Origin of the sequence: Vibrio sp. TRT 2004 (assembly GCF_050113735.1) — a bacterium.
GTDB lineage: Bacteria > Pseudomonadota > Gammaproteobacteria > Enterobacterales > Vibrionaceae > Vibrio.
In genome coordinates this window covers 1-16,083 of sequence record NZ_JBNJOH010000068.1, presented here as the reverse complement: position 1 = coordinate 16,083, position 16,083 = coordinate 1, and the positions used below count along the sequence as shown (strand labels likewise).

The 16,083-nt window shown below is 44.8% G+C and carries 20 protein-coding genes and 1 pseudogene; 12 read left to right on the top strand and 9 right to left on the bottom strand.

Annotated features, from left to right (window positions below):
* From ACQEXR_RS18855 to rplI, 7 genes and pseudogenes are all read left to right on the top strand, one after another.
* Positions 1 to 73, top strand: a pseudogene (locus ACQEXR_RS18855) (elongation factor Tu); the annotation flags it as partial.
* 322 nt (positions 74 to 395) lie between these two features.
* Positions 396 to 584, top strand: coding sequence for a (2Fe-2S)-binding protein (locus ACQEXR_RS18850; RefSeq protein ID WP_427020917.1), 189 nt, complete (start codon positions 396 to 398; stop codon positions 582 to 584).
* Positions 585 to 659: 75 nt separating this feature from the next.
* Complete coding sequence (bfr, locus tag ACQEXR_RS18845; protein ID WP_138971617.1) at positions 660 to 1,139, top strand: bacterioferritin; 480 nt, start codon at positions 660 to 662, stop codon at positions 1,137 to 1,139.
* A 207-nt stretch (positions 1,140 to 1,346) separates the two neighbouring features.
* The gene (gene rpsF / locus ACQEXR_RS18840) at positions 1,347 to 1,727 is read left to right on the top strand and encodes a 30S ribosomal protein S6 (RefSeq protein ID WP_331417681.1); all 381 of its coding nucleotides are present in this window, start codon (positions 1,347 to 1,349) and stop codon (positions 1,725 to 1,727) included.
* 8 nt (positions 1,728 to 1,735) lie between these two features.
* Positions 1,736 to 2,038 (top strand): primosomal replication protein N, encoded by a 303-nt coding sequence (priB, locus tag ACQEXR_RS18835; RefSeq protein WP_426952015.1) that lies wholly within the window; start codon positions 1,736 to 1,738, stop codon positions 2,036 to 2,038.
* Between the two features lie 16 nt (positions 2,039 to 2,054).
* Positions 2,055 to 2,282 carry a 30S ribosomal protein S18 gene (gene rpsR, locus ACQEXR_RS18830; RefSeq protein ID WP_000090472.1) on the top strand — a complete coding sequence of 76 codons (228 nt, stop codon included), beginning with the start codon at positions 2,055 to 2,057 and terminating at the stop codon, positions 2,280 to 2,282.
* Between the two features lie 30 nt (positions 2,283 to 2,312).
* A complete protein-coding gene (gene rplI, locus ACQEXR_RS18825; protein WP_138971615.1) occupies positions 2,313 to 2,765 on the top strand; it encodes a 50S ribosomal protein L9 in 453 nt (150 codons plus the stop codon).
* 71 nt (positions 2,766 to 2,836) lie between these two features.
* On the opposite strand, the gene ACQEXR_RS18820 is transcribed toward rplI, so the two are convergent.
* Positions 2,837 to 3,601, bottom strand: a complete 765-nt coding sequence (locus tag ACQEXR_RS18820) for a DUF481 domain-containing protein (protein WP_171052164.1) — start codon at positions 3,599 to 3,601, stop codon at positions 2,837 to 2,839.
* Between the two features lie 173 nt (positions 3,602 to 3,774).
* On the opposite strand from ACQEXR_RS18820, the gene ACQEXR_RS18815 reads away from it, so the two are divergent.
* The 3 genes from ACQEXR_RS18815 to ACQEXR_RS18805 are packed head-to-tail and all read left to right on the top strand — an operon-like array spanning position 3,775 to position 7,457.
* A complete protein-coding gene (locus ACQEXR_RS18815; protein ID WP_138971614.1) occupies positions 3,775 to 5,187 on the top strand; it encodes a replicative DNA helicase in 1,413 nt (470 codons plus the stop codon).
* Between the two features lie 13 nt (positions 5,188 to 5,200).
* On the top strand, positions 5,201 to 6,277 hold the full coding sequence (gene alr, locus ACQEXR_RS18810; RefSeq protein ID WP_427020918.1) for an alanine racemase: 1,077 nt from the start codon (positions 5,201 to 5,203) through the stop codon (positions 6,275 to 6,277).
* Positions 6,278 to 6,281: 4 nt separating this feature from the next.
* Entirely contained in the window at positions 6,282 to 7,457 is a 1,176-nt protein-coding gene (locus tag ACQEXR_RS18805; RefSeq protein ID WP_427020916.1) for a BamA/TamA family outer membrane protein, read from the top strand.
* A 48-nt stretch (positions 7,458 to 7,505) separates the two neighbouring features.
* Here ACQEXR_RS18805 and ACQEXR_RS18800 read toward each other — a convergent pair whose 3' ends face one another.
* Positions 7,506 to 7,931, bottom strand: a complete 426-nt coding sequence (locus ACQEXR_RS18800; protein WP_427020915.1) for a secondary thiamine-phosphate synthase enzyme YjbQ — start codon at positions 7,929 to 7,931, stop codon at positions 7,506 to 7,508.
* 295 nt (positions 7,932 to 8,226) lie between these two features.
* Between ACQEXR_RS18800 and pgi the strand changes: the two genes are divergently transcribed.
* Positions 8,227 to 9,879 (top strand): glucose-6-phosphate isomerase, encoded by a 1,653-nt coding sequence (gene pgi / locus ACQEXR_RS18795; RefSeq protein WP_138971611.1) that lies wholly within the window; start codon positions 8,227 to 8,229, stop codon positions 9,877 to 9,879.
* Between the two features lie 176 nt (positions 9,880 to 10,055).
* On the opposite strand, the gene ACQEXR_RS18790 is transcribed toward pgi, so the two are convergent.
* From ACQEXR_RS18790 to ACQEXR_RS18760, 7 genes are all read right to left on the bottom strand, one after another.
* Positions 10,056 to 10,952, bottom strand: coding sequence for a TIGR03899 family protein (locus ACQEXR_RS18790; protein ID WP_427020914.1), 897 nt, complete (start codon positions 10,950 to 10,952; stop codon positions 10,056 to 10,058).
* A 299-nt stretch (positions 10,953 to 11,251) separates the two neighbouring features.
* The gene (locus ACQEXR_RS18785) at positions 11,252 to 11,749 is read right to left on the bottom strand and encodes a DUF3299 domain-containing protein (protein ID WP_331417688.1); all 498 of its coding nucleotides are present in this window, start codon (positions 11,747 to 11,749) and stop codon (positions 11,252 to 11,254) included.
* Between the two features lie 2 nt (positions 11,750 to 11,751).
* Complete coding sequence (locus ACQEXR_RS18780; protein ID WP_331417689.1) at positions 11,752 to 13,011, bottom strand: ABC transporter permease; 1,260 nt, start codon at positions 13,009 to 13,011, stop codon at positions 11,752 to 11,754.
* Positions 13,008 to 13,715, bottom strand: a complete 708-nt coding sequence (locus tag ACQEXR_RS18775) for an ABC transporter ATP-binding protein (protein ID WP_426952007.1) — start codon at positions 13,713 to 13,715, stop codon at positions 13,008 to 13,010. The genes ACQEXR_RS18780 and ACQEXR_RS18775 overlap by 4 nt, the downstream gene beginning before the upstream one ends.
* A 53-nt stretch (positions 13,716 to 13,768) precedes the next feature.
* Complete coding sequence (zrgA, locus tag ACQEXR_RS18770) at positions 13,769 to 14,449, bottom strand: zinc uptake protein ZrgA (protein ID WP_427020913.1); 681 nt, start codon at positions 14,447 to 14,449, stop codon at positions 13,769 to 13,771.
* A 78-nt stretch (positions 14,450 to 14,527) separates the two neighbouring features.
* Entirely contained in the window at positions 14,528 to 14,818 is a 291-nt protein-coding gene (locus ACQEXR_RS18765) for a DUF2607 family protein (RefSeq protein WP_427020912.1), read from the bottom strand.
* A gap of 76 nt (positions 14,819 to 14,894) precedes the next feature.
* A complete protein-coding gene (locus ACQEXR_RS18760; protein WP_138971603.1) occupies positions 14,895 to 15,446 on the bottom strand; it encodes a YtfJ family protein in 552 nt (183 codons plus the stop codon).
* Positions 15,447 to 15,651: 205 nt separating this feature from the next.
* Between ACQEXR_RS18760 and ACQEXR_RS18755 the strand changes: the two genes are divergently transcribed.
* Positions 15,652 to 15,852 carry a DUF1107 family protein gene (locus ACQEXR_RS18755; protein ID WP_138971602.1) on the top strand — a complete coding sequence of 67 codons (201 nt, stop codon included), beginning with the start codon at positions 15,652 to 15,654 and terminating at the stop codon, positions 15,850 to 15,852.
* Positions 15,853 to 16,083 lie beyond the last annotated feature (231 nt).

Here is a 16,083-nt window from a genome sequence, read left to right as displayed (position 1 = left end):
AGGTCTACGTTTCGCGATCCGCGAAGGTGGCCGTACAGTTGGTGCTGGTGTTGTTGCTAAGATCTTCGCTTAATTCTTATAGAATTATCTGAAGATTTGCACACTTCTTCATTTTTGAAGAACGCACATCTGAGAAAGGGAAGCTTAGGCTTCCCTTTTTCTGTTTTGGTTATAAGCCAATATCTCTCGGCTCTGTTTCTAAACTATTGATAGAATTCAGGAAAGATTTTACGTTTGATGTTTGGCTTAGTGGCTCATCTGTAACGCTTTGAATTGTTGCTTGAGTGGTACCAGCGTTATAACGAAATGATCTTATTATTGTGCCAATACAACTGGTAACGATAACAATTCTTGTTTATATTTATCTTCTGTTAACGGTACTGGAAAGTTTAGATATGTATGTTTGTCTTTGTCATGGTGTTTCGGACAAGAAAATTAGACAGTTAGCCATTGATGAAGGGATCACTGATATCAAGGGGATAAAAAAATGTACGGCGCTGGGTTCGCAATGCGGTAAGTGCATCAAACCAGCCAAAGAAATCCTAGCAGAAACAGAATACCTACAACTCAAACAAGTCAGCTAAGCTATCGCTGAGTCTTTTTTGACAGTTTGCCATTTGGTTCTACATTTAAAAGAGCCAAAGAGGAGGGCTTATGTCATGAAAGGCGATCCAATCATTATCCAGCATCTCAACAAAGTTCTCGGTAACGAGCTCATAGCGATCAATCAGTATTTTCTCCACGCTCGTATGTATAAAGACTGGGGACTCAAACATCTCGCGGAAAAGGAATACCACGAATCTATCGATGAAATGAAACATGCAGATCATCTGATAGAGCGCATTCTATTTTTAGAAGGTCTGCCTAACCTTCAGGATTTAGGCAAGCTTATGATCGGTGAAGATACTAAGGAAATGCTTGAATGCGACCTCAAACTTGAGATGGCCGCGATTCCAGACCTTAAAAACGCTATCGCCTACGCAGAAGATGTCCATGACTATGTTTCTAGAGATCTATTCCAAGATATTCTTGAAGATGAAGAAGAACATGTCGACTGGCTGGAAACTCAATTAGGTCTAATTGATATGTCGGGTATTCAGAATTACCTGCAAGCTCAATATGTTGATGAAGATGACTAGACTCTAACTCGACCTTTTCGGTAGCGAAATGTCACTCCTGAGGTGTGGTGAATTTCGTTGCCGATCCCTATCACATTTCTCTTGCTTAAACTGCTTTCTTTCTGTACTATTCGTGCTCCTTAAACTCGGTCAATTATCTTTAGTTCCTTGCTTCCTCTGGACGACCGGGCCATTTGTGGAAGCTGAATAATCCGTAAGGAGCAACCCATGCGTCATTACGAAATCGTATTCATGGTGCACCCAGATCAAAGCGAGCAAGTTGCTGGCATGATCGAGCGTTACACTGGTTCAATCACTGAAGCTGGCGGTACTATCCACCGTCTAGAAGACTGGGGCCGTCGTCAACTGGCTTACCCAATCAACAAGCTTCACAAAGCTCACTACGTTCTAATGAACGTTGAAGCTGACCAAGCTGTAATCGATGAGCTAGAAACTGCTTTCCGTTTCAACGATGCAGTTCTACGTAACATGATCATGCGTACTAAATCAGCGATCACTGAGCAATCTATCATGCTTAAGCAGAAAGAAGAGCGTGCTCCTCGTCGCGAAGAGCGTGCTGAATTCAAGCCAGAAGCAGCTGCTGAGTAATTCAACTTATGACCAATCGAATGGAGCTATCTGGCACCATTGCCAAACCGCCCATTCGTTCTAAAAGCCCTAGTGGTATTGAACACTGTCGATTTTGGTTAGAGCATCGCTCTACCGTTATCGAAGCTGACTTACCGAGACAAGTTTATTGTCGTATGCCGGTAGTAGTCAGCGGGCAAAGGTCACAAGCAGACACTCAGAATTTAGTACAAGGCAGTAGCATTAAGGTAAGTGGTTTTGTCGCTTACCAAACCAGCCGAAATGGCATTGGTAAATTAGTGCTTCATGCCGACAACATTACTCAAATTTAAGATCAGGAGATAGCCCATGGCTCGTTTCTTCCGTCGTCGTAAATTCTGCCGTTTCACAGCAGAAGGCGTACAAGAGATTGATTACAAAGACGTAGCAACTCTTAAAAACTACATCACTGAAGCTGGTAAAATCGTACCTAGCCGTATCACTGGTACAAGTGCTAAATACCAACGTCAACTAGCTCGCGCTATCAAGCGTTCACGCTACCTAGCTCTACTTCCGTACACTGACAAGCATCAGTAATCGGTTCGTTTTATAAAGAGGAATTAAACAATGCAAGTTATTCTACTTGATAAAATCGGTAACCTAGGTGGTCTTGGTGACACTGTAAACGTTAAATCTGGTTACGCTCGTAACTTCCTTATCCCTCAGGGTAAAGCAGTTATGGCTACTAAAGGCAACGTTGAAATGTTCGAATCTCGTCGCGCTGAACTAGAAGCTAAAGTTGCTGAGCAACTAACAGCTGCTCAAGCTCGTGCTGAGAAAGTTGAAGCACTAGAAGCAGTTGTTATTGCTTCTAAAGCTGGTGACGAAGGTAAACTGTTCGGTTCTATCGGTACTCGCGACATCGCTGATGCAATCACTGCAGCTGGCGTTGAAGTTGCTAAGAGCGAAGTTCGTCTTCCTGAAGGCGCACTACGTAACATCGGTGAGTTCGAGATCAGCGTTCAACTTCACTCTGAAGTTTTCGCTACAGTTACTCTACAAGTTGTTGCTGCTGAATAATTCAGTATCAAGACGTATTTTAAAAGCACCTCTTAGAGGTGCTTTTTTTATATCTAAATAAATCCGGCTGTTTAGAAAATGAACAGTAAGTTGACGGAGAAAATACTGTCCGCCTTTTCTAAGCCTTCGGGAACTTTATCGTGATATTGACGAGAGTGGGAAAGCTTCAACGCGATGTCCTCAGTGATGTTGTTTGTCACGCTAATATCTGTATCTGTGCGGATATTGCTGTGACCCGCAACGGTGGTGATATCTGCTGAGACCGCTAAATTGTCGAGCGCTTGCCATTTGGTATTAATGTTACCGCGAAAAATGCCTTCGCGGACGGTCTCAGGAAAAATGATGTCATCGTCATCAATTTCGTCAAGATTGGGTTCTTGGTAGCGAAAACCTGGACCGAACTCGAGCTCTAGCACGAAGGTGTCAGTATTAGAGAACTGATAACCTAGACCACCAGAAAGGGTGTAATCCTTGAAATACGCACTATACCTAGAGTCGACGCCTTTAAAGCTGCCATAGAGATAGGTTTTGGAGCCTAACTTATAGTCACTTTGAGCGGTATAGCTAGACTGGCGCTTATCTTCCTCACCATTTTTATACAGTAGGTAATATTTCCATTCCCCGTTCGTCCGGTGGCGTCCTTCAACGTATTCTGCACTGAGTCGAGAATTAAGCGAGCGCGAGTCAGAATTACCAGTGTGTGCCTGATAACCAAATTCCACCTCACTATTCCATGGTGAAGGAAGATCAATATCCGTTTTACTTAGTCCATTGTCATCGGCATAGACAAACATTGAGCTCATTAAACTTGCACTCATTAGCCAAATTTTAGACACGAACTACCTCGATATTGATGAAAAGAATGGCGCAATAGTAGTTTCAATTGCTCTGTTTACGGTCAGCAATAAGTTAATTCTACATTAGAACCCGACAAACTCACCCAAGGCTACAGACAAAGGCTTCATTCTCGTTATAATTAGCGGTCTATAGCAAGTTGTTGAGCAGACCCATGGCTGAAGCGAAAGTAGATAATCGAAATAAAAAGTTTAGCGACGCACAAGTTGATGCGATAAAAGTCCCTCCACATTCATTGGAGGCTGAACAGTCTGTCATTGGTGGCCTTCTTCTGGATAACGAACGCTGGGATACCGTTGCTGAACGTGTTGTCGCCAAGGATTTCTATAGTCGTCCACACCGATTGATCTTTGAAGCGGTGAAAGCCACGCTAGAAGATAATAAGCCACTCGATCTGATTACTTTATCTGAGTTCTTGGAGCTTCGTGAACAGCTTGAAGATGTTGGAGGCTTTGCTTACCTTGCTGATCTGGTAAAAAATACGCCAAGTGCGGCAAACATCAATGCTTATGCCGATATCGTCGCTGAGCGCGCTTTGGTGCGTGATCTGATTGGGGTGGCAAACGAAATTGCTGATGCTGGCTATGACCCTCAAGGGCGTAGCTCTGAAGACCTGCTTGATCTTGCTGAAAGTAAAGTGTTCGCTATTGCCGAAGCTCGCACCAATGAAAACGAAGGGCCGCAGAATGTTGATAGTATCCTCGAGAAAACGTTAGAACGAATCGAGCTGCTGTACAAATCTCCGCAAGATGGTGTAACGGGTGTTGATACGGGGTTTACTGACCTCAATAAGAAAACCGCTGGTCTTCAAGGTTCTGACTTGGTGATTGTCGCGGCGCGTCCATCGATGGGTAAAACCACGTTCGCGATGAACTTATGTGAAAACGCCGCAATGTCCCAAGAGAAGCCCGTACTTATCTTCTCACTAGAGATGCCCGCAGAGCAGATTATGATGCGTATGCTGGCGTCATTATCGCGAGTCGACCAGACGAAAATTCGTACTGGTCAGCTAGACGATGAGGATTGGGCGCGTATTTCATCGACGATGGGTATTCTGATGCAGAAAAAGAATATGTACATCGATGACAGCTCCGGTCTAACACCAACGGAAGTGCGCTCTCGTGCTCGTCGTATCGCTCGTGATCATGGTGGTCTTTCTATGATCATGGTCGACTACTTGCAGTTGATGCGAGTCCCTGCCTTGTCAGATAACCGTACGTTGGAAATCGCTGAGATTTCTCGTTCACTTAAAGCGCTTGCTAAGGAACTTAACGTTCCTGTTGTTGCGCTATCACAGCTTAACCGTTCTCTAGAGCAACGTGCTGACAAACGCCCTGTAAACTCGGATCTGCGTGAATCAGGCTCTATCGAGCAGGATGCCGACTTAATCATGTTTATCTACCGTGATGAAGTCTACAATCCGGACAGTTCAATGAAGGGAACAGCGGAAATCATCCTCGGTAAGCAACGTAACGGCCCAATCGGCTCGGTGAGACTCACCTTCCAAGGTCAATGGTCTCGCTTCGACAACTACGCTGGCCCTGCATTTGATATGGATGATGAGTAACGCTATGAGCTACATGAAAGCAGCGACAGCCTATATTGATTTAGACGCACTTCAACATAACCTACAGCAGATTAAGCTGCAGGCTCCCAACAGTAAGATCATGGCGGTTGTAAAAGCGAACAGCTATGGTCATGGGCTGCGCCACATAGCGAAAAATGCACAGGGTGCTGATGCCTTTGGCGTTGCGCGAATTGAAGAGGCGCTTCAATTACGTGCGTGTGGTGTAGTAAAGCCCATCTTGTTGCTTGAAGGTTTTTACTCATCTGGTGATTTGCCGGTATTAGTCACGAATAACATTCAAACGGTTGTGCATTGTGAAGAGCAGTTAATCGCTTTAGAGCAGGCGGAGCTAGAAACCCCGGTTGTAGTTTGGCTGAAAATTGATAGTGGGATGCACCGTTTGGGCGTGCGTCCTGAGCAGTATGATGAATTTGTTACTCGCCTAAAAGCGTGCAACAACGTCGCAAAACCGCTCCGTTATATGAGCCATTTTGGCTGTGCTGATGAGCTTGACCGTTCAACAACCAATGAGCAAACAGAATTGTTCATGGCTCTGACTGAAGGATGTGAAGGTGAGCGTTCACTCGCGGCATCAGCGGGTTTACTAGCTTGGCCAGATAGCCAACTCGATTGGGTTCGCCCTGGAATTATCATGTATGGGGTCTCTCCATTTAATGACAAAACCGCTCAAGAGCTGGGGTACCAACCTGTAATGACTCTTAAATCACACTTAATTGCTGTGCGAGATGTTAAAGCGGGTGAAAGTGTCGGTTATGGTGGTGTATGGACCAGTGAGCGAGATACCAAAGTGGGTGTTATTGCTATTGGCTATGGGGATGGTTATCCAAGAACCGCACCGAATGGCACACCCGTCTTGGTTAATGGGCGAAAAGTGCCTATTTCTGGTCGAGTTTCAATGGACATGCTGACGGTTGATTTAGGTCCAAATGCCGACGATCTCGTTGGCGATGAAGCTATATTGTGGGGACGAGATCTTCCTGCTGAAGAAGTGGCAAGTCATATCGGTACCATCGCCTATGAACTGGTGACCAAACTCACATCACGAGTTGATATGGAATTTTCGAAGTAGTCTAATGTCGTACAAATTATTGCTAAGACTGGCATTGACTGCCAGTCTTTTTGTTTCTGCCTACTCAATGAGTGCAGAAAAAGATTCCGCCTTCCTGCCTTTTTACTTTAGCACTGAAACTCTCGGTCACACCTTTGGTGTTGCAGGTGTCGCTAAAGGTGTTGGTCAGCCTCAGGCCGCCTTGTTTGGCATGGCGCTCTATTCAGAGAAAGAGAGCTATGTTGGCTTTGTGTCTGCGTTCAATTATGCGTTAGCGGATCAACTTCTTTTTAGCACTCAAATGTATCAGGCTCAATTCAATGATAACCCATACTACTTGGGTGAGCAGGGAAGTAATGACTCACAAACAGGGCAAAAAACCATTACGAATGGTTTCGAACAAAACTACCAGTTTGAATTTAAGTACCTGCTGCCATGGGGCAATGTGAAGCAGCATGGCTTAATGGGTGCGTTTCAACCGATTCGAGAGGTGAGCTTTGCGTCTCCGATTGAATCTGGAGTGAGCTCGGTGGTGCTGACTCCGTTTTATTCGTCACGAGAGCTGGATATCTACAACCAGGCTGACAAAGCCAGTGGTTTCAAGTTTAGTTTTGATTGGGACAACCGTGATAGCGTCAGAAACCCCACTAAAGGCTCACATACCTCATTGGATATTACTGCTGGTGCTGACCACTGGCAGAGCGAAGATATTTGGACTAAGTGGGAGTTTCAGAATAGCCAATATTATGCGTTAGGCCCGCTCGGTGAGTGGTTTGATCAGCAAGTATTAGCGTTTGATTTCTATACTGCGGATACACCAAGCTGGAGTCGTGTCAAACCACCAGAGCAAGATCAGATACGCTTGGGTGGCTTGTATCGTCTGCGAGGTTACACTAGCGGCCGTTATCATGGCCGTTCAGCGGTGCACTATTCTGCTGAGTACCGAGTGCTGCCTGATTGGCAACCCTTAGATGGCATTCCTTTGATTAACTATTACGATCTGCCTTGGTGGCAATGGGTGGTTTTTGCAGAGGTTGGTCGTGTGGCTGATGAGTACGATGCCAAGACCTTACATAGCGATATGAAGTGGAATTTAGGCGGTGCTGTCCGTTTTCAAGTGGAAGGTATCGTGGTACGAGCAGAAGTGGCTCAAGGAGCCGATGAAGGCACTTTTCGCGTGATGATTAACCAACCTTTTTAGCTATAACAAGACTCTCGCACAGAGAGTCTTATCTTCCCGTATCCCAAGTCAATCGTGATTTCCTTGAATAGTGGCAATAATGGTTCTTGAGCCACCATAGTCACGATGCTCACCTAAATAGATCCCTTGCCAAGTTCCTAGCGCTAACCGCCCATTTGTTATTGGAATCATCACACTGCAACCGAGTGTCGACGCTTTAATGTGTGCGGGCATATCATCATCACCTTCGTAAGTATGTTTGTAGTAAGGGGCTCGCTCAGGGACAAAGTGATTAAAGTGTTTCTCCATATCGTGTCTTACGGTTGGATCGGCGTTTTCATTGATGGTTAAACTAGCGGAAGTATGCTGGATAAATAACTGTAATAATCCGACGGAATAGTGTTTAAGTTGTGGTATTTGTTGTTCAATTTCATCGGTTATTAGATGAAATCCTTTCTTCTTCGCTGAGATTTGAATTGTTTTTTGTGTCCACATAAGCAGGCCTGTTGCAGATTGATGTTGCTCTAGTGTTAAGCTTAATCAAGGTTAGTGGTAGAATCTTACTTGCAATGAAGGTGTTTGTTTAAAGTTCAAGCAGGGAACGTGACCTAACTCAATGTGAGTGAGAAAGCCCTGCGTCATAATTGGCACCTGAAAAAAAATTACAAAGTCTTGTTTTGTGGCAATTTGCCCTAACATACCTAATATTATTATTTGCTAAATCGGGGATTCCACCAGTTTTCGCTAGGCTGTATGGAATAAAACCTACTGTAACATCGGGATAGTAACCATGTTGAAAAATATCAATCCAACGCAAACACAAGCTTGGAACGCGCTAACAGCGCACTTCGAATCTGCACAAGATATGGATCTAAAAGCATTATTTGCTCAAGACCCAGCTCGTTTTGAAAACTTCTCTGCTCGTTTTGGCAGCGATATTCTCGTTGATTACTCTAAAAACTTAATCAACGAAGAAACATTGAAGCACCTATTTGCTTTAGCAAACGAAACTGAGTTGAAAGCCGCGATCGAAGCGATGTTCAGTGGTGAAGCGATCAACAAAACAGAAGATCGCGCAGTGCTGCACACGGCTCTACGTAACCGTAGCAACAAACCAGTTATGGTCGACGGTGAAGACGTAATGCCAGCGGTGAACGCAGTGCTTGAAAAAATGAAGTCTTTCACTGAGCGTGTTATTGGTGGTGAGTGGAAAGGTTACACAGGTAAATCCATTACAGATATCGTTAATATCGGTATCGGTGGCTCTGACCTAGGTCCTTACATGGTGACAGAAGCACTCGCACCATACAAAAACCACCTAAATCTACACTTTGTTTCTAACGTTGATGGCACACACATCGTTGAAACATTGAAGAAGGTTAACCCTGAAACCACTCTATTTTTGATTGCGTCTAAGACATTTACTACTCAAGAAACAATGACTAACGCGCACTCAGCACGTGATTGGTTCCTTGAGTCTGCGGGCGATCAAGCTCATGTCGCTAAGCACTTCGCAGCACTGTCTACGAATGCAACAGCAGTATCTGAGTTTGGTATCGATACGGACAACATGTTCGAATTCTGGGATTGGGTTGGCGGTCGTTACTCACTATGGTCTGCAATCGGTCTGTCTATTGCTCTTGCAGTGGGCTATGACAACTTTGTTGAGTTACTTGATGGTGCTCACGAGATGGACAACCATTTCTCGTCAATGGAACTTGAAAGCAATATTCCTGTGATTCTTGCGCTGATTGGCCTGTGGTACAACAACTTCCACGGAGCAGAGTCTGAAGCGATTCTTCCATATGACCAATACATGCACCGTTTTGCTGCTTACTTCCAGCAAGGTAACATGGAATCTAACGGTAAATACGTTGACCGTGATGGTAATGCAGTGACTTACCAAACAGGCCCAATCATTTGGGGTGAACCAGGTACTAACGGTCAACACGCGTTCTATCAGTTGATCCACCAAGGGACTAAGCTGATCCCTTGTGACTTCATTGCTCCGGCAATCAGCCACAACCCAGCGGGCGACCATCACCAGAAACTAATGTCTAACTTCTTCGCCCAAACTGAAGCGTTAGCGTTCGGTAAATCTGAAGAGACGGTAAAAGCTGAATTTGCAAAAGCAGGTAAGAGTGAAGAGGAAGCGGCTACGCTAGCACCATTTAAAGTGTTTGAAGGTAATCGCCCAACGAACTCAATCCTAGTTAAGAAAATCACACCACGTACCCTAGGTAACCTGATTGCGATGTACGAACATAAAATCTTCGTACAAGGCGTTATCTGGAACATCTTTAGTTTCGATCAGTGGGGTGTTGAGCTAGGTAAACAACTCGCGAACCAAATCTTGCCTGAGCTTGCAGATGATTCTGAAATCACGTCGCACGATAGCTCGACTAACGGTCTAATCAATGCGTTTAAGGCTTACAAAGCGTAGAGCGAGAACGCTTCGCTTCGAGATCGTACGAGATTTTAGAACGGGCTTCGTCCTTTAATAAGTTCTTGTGGTGAGCGAGTCGAAAGTTGCAGGCGGTGTTGGCTAATATTTAAGCTTAACTGTCTGAATTTAAAGAAAAAGGGTTGACACTGTGTGTCAACCCTTTTTGCTTTTCGCTATACCGTTGTATCCACTGTCGGCTGTATCTCTGTGCTGGCGGTAAATTTCTGACTCAGTAACGCGACGACCTGATCGTAGTACTGCATGTTAGGCTTGTTTCCGAGTAGCTTACAGAGTTCGTTTCCAGTAGGCGTAAAACGGTAATAGAGTAGTCGAACCCCTTTGCTATGAGCCTGTAAAGAGAGTTGTTTGCCTTGGTAGTTGAGTGGAAGAGGTGACTCGAGTTCAATTTCCCCTGATTCCAATTCGGTACCATGCATGAGCCCTAGTTCAAACAGCACCAACAGACTGGAGTATGGGAGTTGGTAATTGCCAACGTTAATATTGCTGGTGGTATTGCGTTTACCAAAACTGAATATTCCCCCTTGGGCACGGTAGCCGACCAATAACTTTCGGCTGTTATCCCCGCCAAAACTACAGGCCAATGAAGCGGATCGCTGTAGAATCTGTGCTTCTTTTGGCGTCATGTCTTGGAGTACTTTCAGCGCTTTCATCGAGGTTGAGCCCGGATTCGTGACCTCGCGTTTGAGTACTTGAGCCCATAAGCGTTGCATAGAGTGGTTGTGAACTTCTTGTGCCATATCGAAGAAGCGGTAGAGCCAGTCTTGGTCGGGATCTCCGGCTGTTTCATCTTTACATGAGATATGTGCCAGTTTCAGGATCTGCTCTAGGTTTTTCTGTCTAAGTTCTTTGCGTTTCCTTTCGCGAATCAAGGCTCGCTCCAGCGTGCTTTTTTCTGGAGTCTCAGCCTGAAGTAACGCATCTAAGCCATAAAGCTGGGCGATATTGAGCACACGACTCGCGCTGTCTTTGATGTAGCTGGATTTCTTTTCTTGGCGTTGAGTGTGCTCAGCTTGATGCTCTATGACAACGGGCTTATTGCTCTCAGACATGCTATTTCCTTAGCCATCATATGCTTAAAGTTAAGTATTAAATGTACCTCGGAACGGCTTTGCTCGCCAGAAAAAGACTGTGAGCCACTTTATAAAAATATCGCTACCATAAATGATAACAAGTTGTTAAAATTGTTATCGTTAGTTTTGAGGAGCTTATGAAGTATTTCAATGAAGATAAACTGAAGAAGCATCTGTCAATTGCCCTTTTATTACTAGTTTACCTAGCGGTGCTAGGTTATTTGTCTAGCTATTTGGCCTAATTAAAGGCAATTAACAGGCTGCGAATTTTTTAACACTTACATATCATCGTACTCGGCGATCTCGGTGCCTTGTATGACATATCCTGTTTCTGCCAACTCATGGCTAATGGTTTCTGTTTTTAGTGTCCCAATCACGTAGATAACATCCCACAGTTGTTGAACGGGTGCGCCTTTAGGGAATTTCACATAGATGATTTGATTTGGTGGTGGTGGTGGTACGTGAATACATGCCCCGAAGTACGGGACGAGTAGAAACTCCGTCACCATGTTTTCATCCCCTTCCAGTGGAATGACAAAGCCTGGGATTTTAACCATACTGCCGTTTAGCTCTTGTCGAACCGTGCCAACCTTTGACTGTTTCATTACATCACCGTCGTGGTCGATGGCGGGCATGCCATATGCGTCAAACTGGTTGCGCTCACTCTCCGGAATCAGGTCAATCCAGTCGAGAGTCAGAGTATCTTCTGCATGAGCAGTTATGCTTGATAACGCCACGGTGATCAGCGTTAGAAATAAAATCGTTATCTTCTTCATTGTTACACTCTAATCGTCATACCATCGCTAAGCGATTGTTTATAAGCTCTTAGTGCGGGAATAAATCCGACTAGGGTTCCCGCAAGTTGTACCGCTCCCAGCAGCGTCAGTTCATGTGATGAGAGGGCTAATATCTGTAGATTGATGCCATAGTGTTGCTGAACGAGAGGCGCAGCGAAAGCAAGTGCCGCATAGAGCCCGATGATTCCGATGACTAAGCCGATGAATGTCAGGACACTGGCCTCAAGAATTAACAGACTAAACACATGTCTAGGTCGAGCGCCCATCGCTCTTAAGATTGCCATTTCACGTCGTCTTTCTTGCAAGCTGGTGAGTAAGCTTGAAAGCATACCCAGTAGTCCTGCTATAACGACGAACACGGAAACGGCCATCAATGCCTGCTCCGCTACGGACATCATACCCCAAAGTTCATGTAATGCGACTCCAGGTAGGATGGCACTTAATGGTTCTTTGCCGTAGGTGTTAATTTGCCTCTGAAGAGCGAAAGTTTGAATTTTTGATTTCAGACCGATCAGCATTGCGGTGATCTGCTTGGGTTGGAAATCCATAGCGTTTAACTGTTCAGCGGTCGGATTGTTGCCTAAATTAGCACCGCTTTCCCAGCCAACGTGAATGGCTTCAATGGCTTGTAGAGATACATGAATGGTTTTGTCTACGGGCGTTCCTGTTGGCGCCAAGATGCCTACAACTTTAAATGGTAATTTATCGTGGCGGCTGAATGCCACATCGCTGATCCCGTGTGCGATGACCATTTCACTGCCTATTGTGTAGTTGAGGGAACGAGCGACCTCTGACCCAATAACGGCTTCAAATAATCCATTAAACTCTTGCCCGTATTGAAACGAGAGGTTCTGTTTCTTTCCATATTGGTAGTAAGAGAAATAGTCATGATTGGTACCTAATACTCGGAATCCTTTATGAGAATCGCCAAGTGAGATTGGGATTGTCCATGCGACCGAGCGGTGCTGGCTAAACTCCTGAAAACTCTTCCAATCAATATTATTAGTGGCATTGCCTATGCGAAAAACAGAATAAAGCAATAGATTGACCTGTCCGGAACGGCCTCCAACAATCAAATCTGTTCCTGAAATCGTGTTGGCGAAACTGCTTTTGGCTTCTGTTCGAATACGTTCAACACCGAGTAAGAGAATGACCGAAATTGCTACGGTCAGGATAGACAGTATCGCAGTGACTTTGCGGTTTCGAACACTTTTCCACGCAAGGCTAACGGTTGGTGTCATGACTTCCCTCCTGCCTGATTAATTTGTTCTAGATCGATGGTTCTGTCGAACAGGGGCTCCAGTGTTGGATCATGGCTGACAAACAGAAGGGTAGAACCTGCTTGATTGACCTGCTCTAAAAGCAGTTCGATAAAAGCAGTGCGATTGTTGTAATCAAGTGAAGAGGTCGGTTCATCGGCAATAATCACTTCCGGTTTACCGATTAAGGCTCTTGCTGCGGCTACGCGTTGCTGCTGACCGATGCTGAGTTCGACCACAGGTTTGTTCATTAGGCTCTCTGGTAAGCGAAGTTTTTTCAACAACGCTTGGGCGTGCAAGATGATGTCACCTTCAACTTGCTGGCGACGTGAGGAAGAAAACTGACATGGCAGCATGACGTTTTCAATCACGCTTAAGTATGGCAATAGATTAAATTGTTGAAAAATATAGCCAATATTGTCAGCACGAAACTTATCGCGTTGGCTACCTGATAGCGCTGAAAGGTCTTTTCCCAACACGCGGATCTGACCAGAGGTAGCACAGTTGATGCCAGTCAGTAGCCCCAATAGGGTCGACTTTCCACAGCCACTAGGGCCTTTAATAAAAAGGTGTTCACCACGCTTAATCGTTAGTGAGGGAATACTTATTGTCGCGGCTCGGTTGCCTGGCCAGATGAACTCGACTTGATTGAGTTCGACGACAGGCTGATGACTAAGGTTATCCATTCTGGTTTCCAATCAAGAGGTAAGTGGCCCAACAGAGCTAGGCCACTTTAGCATTAGAATGAAATAGTTTTCTGACCCTGTTTAAGCTCCATTGCAGCTTGTTTGGTGTCAGTTAACAGGTTCACTTTGATTGATTCAGTGCTAGGGAACTGAGAGAACCAAGATGTTTCGATGTTGCTGATAGCAGAAACATTGTCACACTGGTAATGATACTCAACGGTGAACTCACCATGGCCACCTGATTCATGATCGTGATTGTCGTGGTCATGATGCTCATCATGATCGTGCTTGTCATGGTCGTGTTTATCGTGGTCATGATGTTCTTCATGATCGTGCTTGTCATGGTCATGATGCTCTTCATGATCGTGTTTGTCGTGGTCATGGTGCTCATCATGATCATGTTTATCTGCGCCTAAAGTGTGAGTAACAGATTGGTGCTCGACTTTACAACCAGCTTCAGAGGTTAGGGTGAAGACATGATCAGCATGGCTCAGTTTGGCTACAGCGTCTTTTAGCTGCTGCTTTTCTGCGTCATTTGTAGGTGCGTGTTCAAAACCAACCACATCTGCACCTGGGGCTGTTATCTCTACAAGTAGCTCATTGCCATCTTGAGCAATATTGAATTCAACCTGACCATGGACATGGGCACCGTGCTGGCGGAAACCTTCTTCTGCATATGCCAGAGAGCTAGTAGCCAGGGCAACACCCAACGCAAGAGGAGTAATCTTGTTCATTTTGATTCCTGAAAATATTTAATAAAGTAACTGTGACCAATAAAGGGAATAATGTTTAAGTAGTTGTTTTAAATATAATCAAGAAAGAGGCGGAGAGCGCGGTTGATAGGCATAAAACACCACTTCCTGGACACGAGTCGTTAGGGTAACGTCTGGTCGCAAGTTTAGTGGGGCAGCAAGGAGGTTGAGAGTTGCCGGACTCGCTCCATGTAATCCACTGGCAAAAAGTTGGCAGTGATGTTCACTATGGTGAGTTGACGAAAGTTCGTACTGGTGCTCGATATAGGCAAAGTTGAGCCATAGCAACAGCGCAGCTGCTAACAGAGCAACCGCCATTGAACGAACTGAAACTGGGCGAGATATCAACACGGCGAGAACAAACAAAAAATGGAATTGTTATACTATAACAACTCCATTCAAAAGGTGAAACCTAACTGCTCAATTGCTAGATGTTTTCTTTGACTAGCTTCAAGACTTGCTCAATCTCAGATTCATTGAGCGCACCTTCTTTTACAAATAGCACTTTGCCTTGTTTGTCTTGAACAATGATCGCCGATGACTCTTTAGCTAAATCCCAATGACTTGCAACGGCTCCCTCTTCGTCTAGAACCATTGATGACCATGGAAATTCTTTTTTGCTGTCTTCCGCTGATGATTTAACAAACGATCCTGTTCCCCAGATAGCATCATCTTGGTTGATGATAGATGTCGTTTGGTAGCTTTGCTGAGGGAACTTCGCTGCTGTGATCGCTGCCATTAAAGGCGCATTGAGTTCTTTTGAACTGCTACGCCCAGCAATCGCTTGGATGACACGAACTTTACCGGTCATATCCTGCGTTGACCATGTCTGAAACGCAGTATCATCCCCTTGAAGAATGATTTCGCCGTAGCTTTTCACCTCAACCGTTGGGACGGCTTGACCCAAGGCGATGTTGTGTGCAAAAGCCAAGGCTGGAGAGCATGCAATTGCTAGAGTAAGAAGGGTTTTATTTTTCATTATGTTATTCCTTTTGATTGTGCGAGAAAAAGTATATACCGAAAATTTTGCTTGGGTAGAGAATTGTGCTGAAGTGTGATGAAATGTGATTATTTTGTTAACAAAATACTGTCTATTAATGCCAAATTAGGTATAATCCACACAGGTTCTAAGGAATGGAACAAAATCAAGGTTTCTCTTGTGTTTAGTAGGAATAGGGGGTGCTATGTTGCGTGAATTTACTACCTATCGTCCACATCAAGTTGCACGATTTGTTAAAACTTTGTTTAAAGGGCAGTTTGTAATCTCGGGTGTGGGGAAATTTAAATTTGATAATGGCAAAGTTTTATTACCAGACGTGAAAGACTCTCGAAAACTTATGACCTACAAAGAGATTAATCAGGCCATTGCGGCACTATCTGTGTAGTGCGCACAGGTAAGTTACTGATTTCAAGATATTAAAAAGTCGCCCTTGTGGCTAACTCCTATCAGTTAAGCAAATGATCAGTTGAACGATCCTGTGATTGGGGCCGACTTGTCTAATCTCACTCATGATGGGTTCTTCCTCCGCGAACAACTCGACTGCCGCTCGACTGAGCGGCAGTGCGGATAAACTGTCGTGAAAAACGTCTAATGCCAATTGCATCGTTTACCTGTC

Coding starts and splice junctions, on each gene's coding strand:
- ACQEXR_RS18850 (WP_427020917.1), top strand. CDS start 396: ATGTATGTTTGTCTTTGTCATGGTGTTTCGGACAAGAAAATTAGACAG.
- bfr (WP_138971617.1), top strand. CDS start 660: ATGAAAGGCGATCCAATCATTATCCAGCATCTCAACAAAGTTCTCGGT.
- rpsF (WP_331417681.1), top strand. CDS start 1,347: ATGCGTCATTACGAAATCGTATTCATGGTGCACCCAGATCAAAGCGAG.
- priB (WP_426952015.1), top strand. CDS start 1,736: ATGACCAATCGAATGGAGCTATCTGGCACCATTGCCAAACCGCCCATT.
- rpsR (WP_000090472.1), top strand. CDS start 2,055: ATGGCTCGTTTCTTCCGTCGTCGTAAATTCTGCCGTTTCACAGCAGAA.
- rplI (WP_138971615.1), top strand. CDS start 2,313: ATGCAAGTTATTCTACTTGATAAAATCGGTAACCTAGGTGGTCTTGGT.
- ACQEXR_RS18815 (WP_138971614.1), top strand. CDS start 3,775: ATGGCTGAAGCGAAAGTAGATAATCGAAATAAAAAGTTTAGCGACGCA.
- alr (WP_427020918.1), top strand. CDS start 5,201: ATGAAAGCAGCGACAGCCTATATTGATTTAGACGCACTTCAACATAAC.
- ACQEXR_RS18805 (WP_427020916.1), top strand. CDS start 6,282: ATGTCGTACAAATTATTGCTAAGACTGGCATTGACTGCCAGTCTTTTT.
- ACQEXR_RS18800 (WP_427020915.1), bottom strand. CDS start 7,931: ATGTGGACACAAAAAACAATTCAAATCTCAGCGAAGAAGAAAGGATTT.
- pgi (WP_138971611.1), top strand. CDS start 8,227: ATGTTGAAAAATATCAATCCAACGCAAACACAAGCTTGGAACGCGCTA.
- ACQEXR_RS18790 (WP_427020914.1), bottom strand. CDS start 10,952: ATGTCTGAGAGCAATAAGCCCGTTGTCATAGAGCATCAAGCTGAGCAC.
- ACQEXR_RS18785 (WP_331417688.1), bottom strand. CDS start 11,749: ATGAAGAAGATAACGATTTTATTTCTAACGCTGATCACCGTGGCGTTA.
- ACQEXR_RS18780 (WP_331417689.1), bottom strand. CDS start 13,011: ATGACACCAACCGTTAGCCTTGCGTGGAAAAGTGTTCGAAACCGCAAA.
- ACQEXR_RS18775 (WP_426952007.1), bottom strand. CDS start 13,715: ATGGATAACCTTAGTCATCAGCCTGTCGTCGAACTCAATCAAGTCGAG.
- zrgA (WP_427020913.1), bottom strand. CDS start 14,449: ATGAACAAGATTACTCCTCTTGCGTTGGGTGTTGCCCTGGCTACTAGC.
- ACQEXR_RS18760 (WP_138971603.1), bottom strand. CDS start 15,446: ATGAAAAATAAAACCCTTCTTACTCTAGCAATTGCATGCTCTCCAGCC.
- ACQEXR_RS18755 (WP_138971602.1), top strand. CDS start 15,652: ATGTTGCGTGAATTTACTACCTATCGTCCACATCAAGTTGCACGATTT.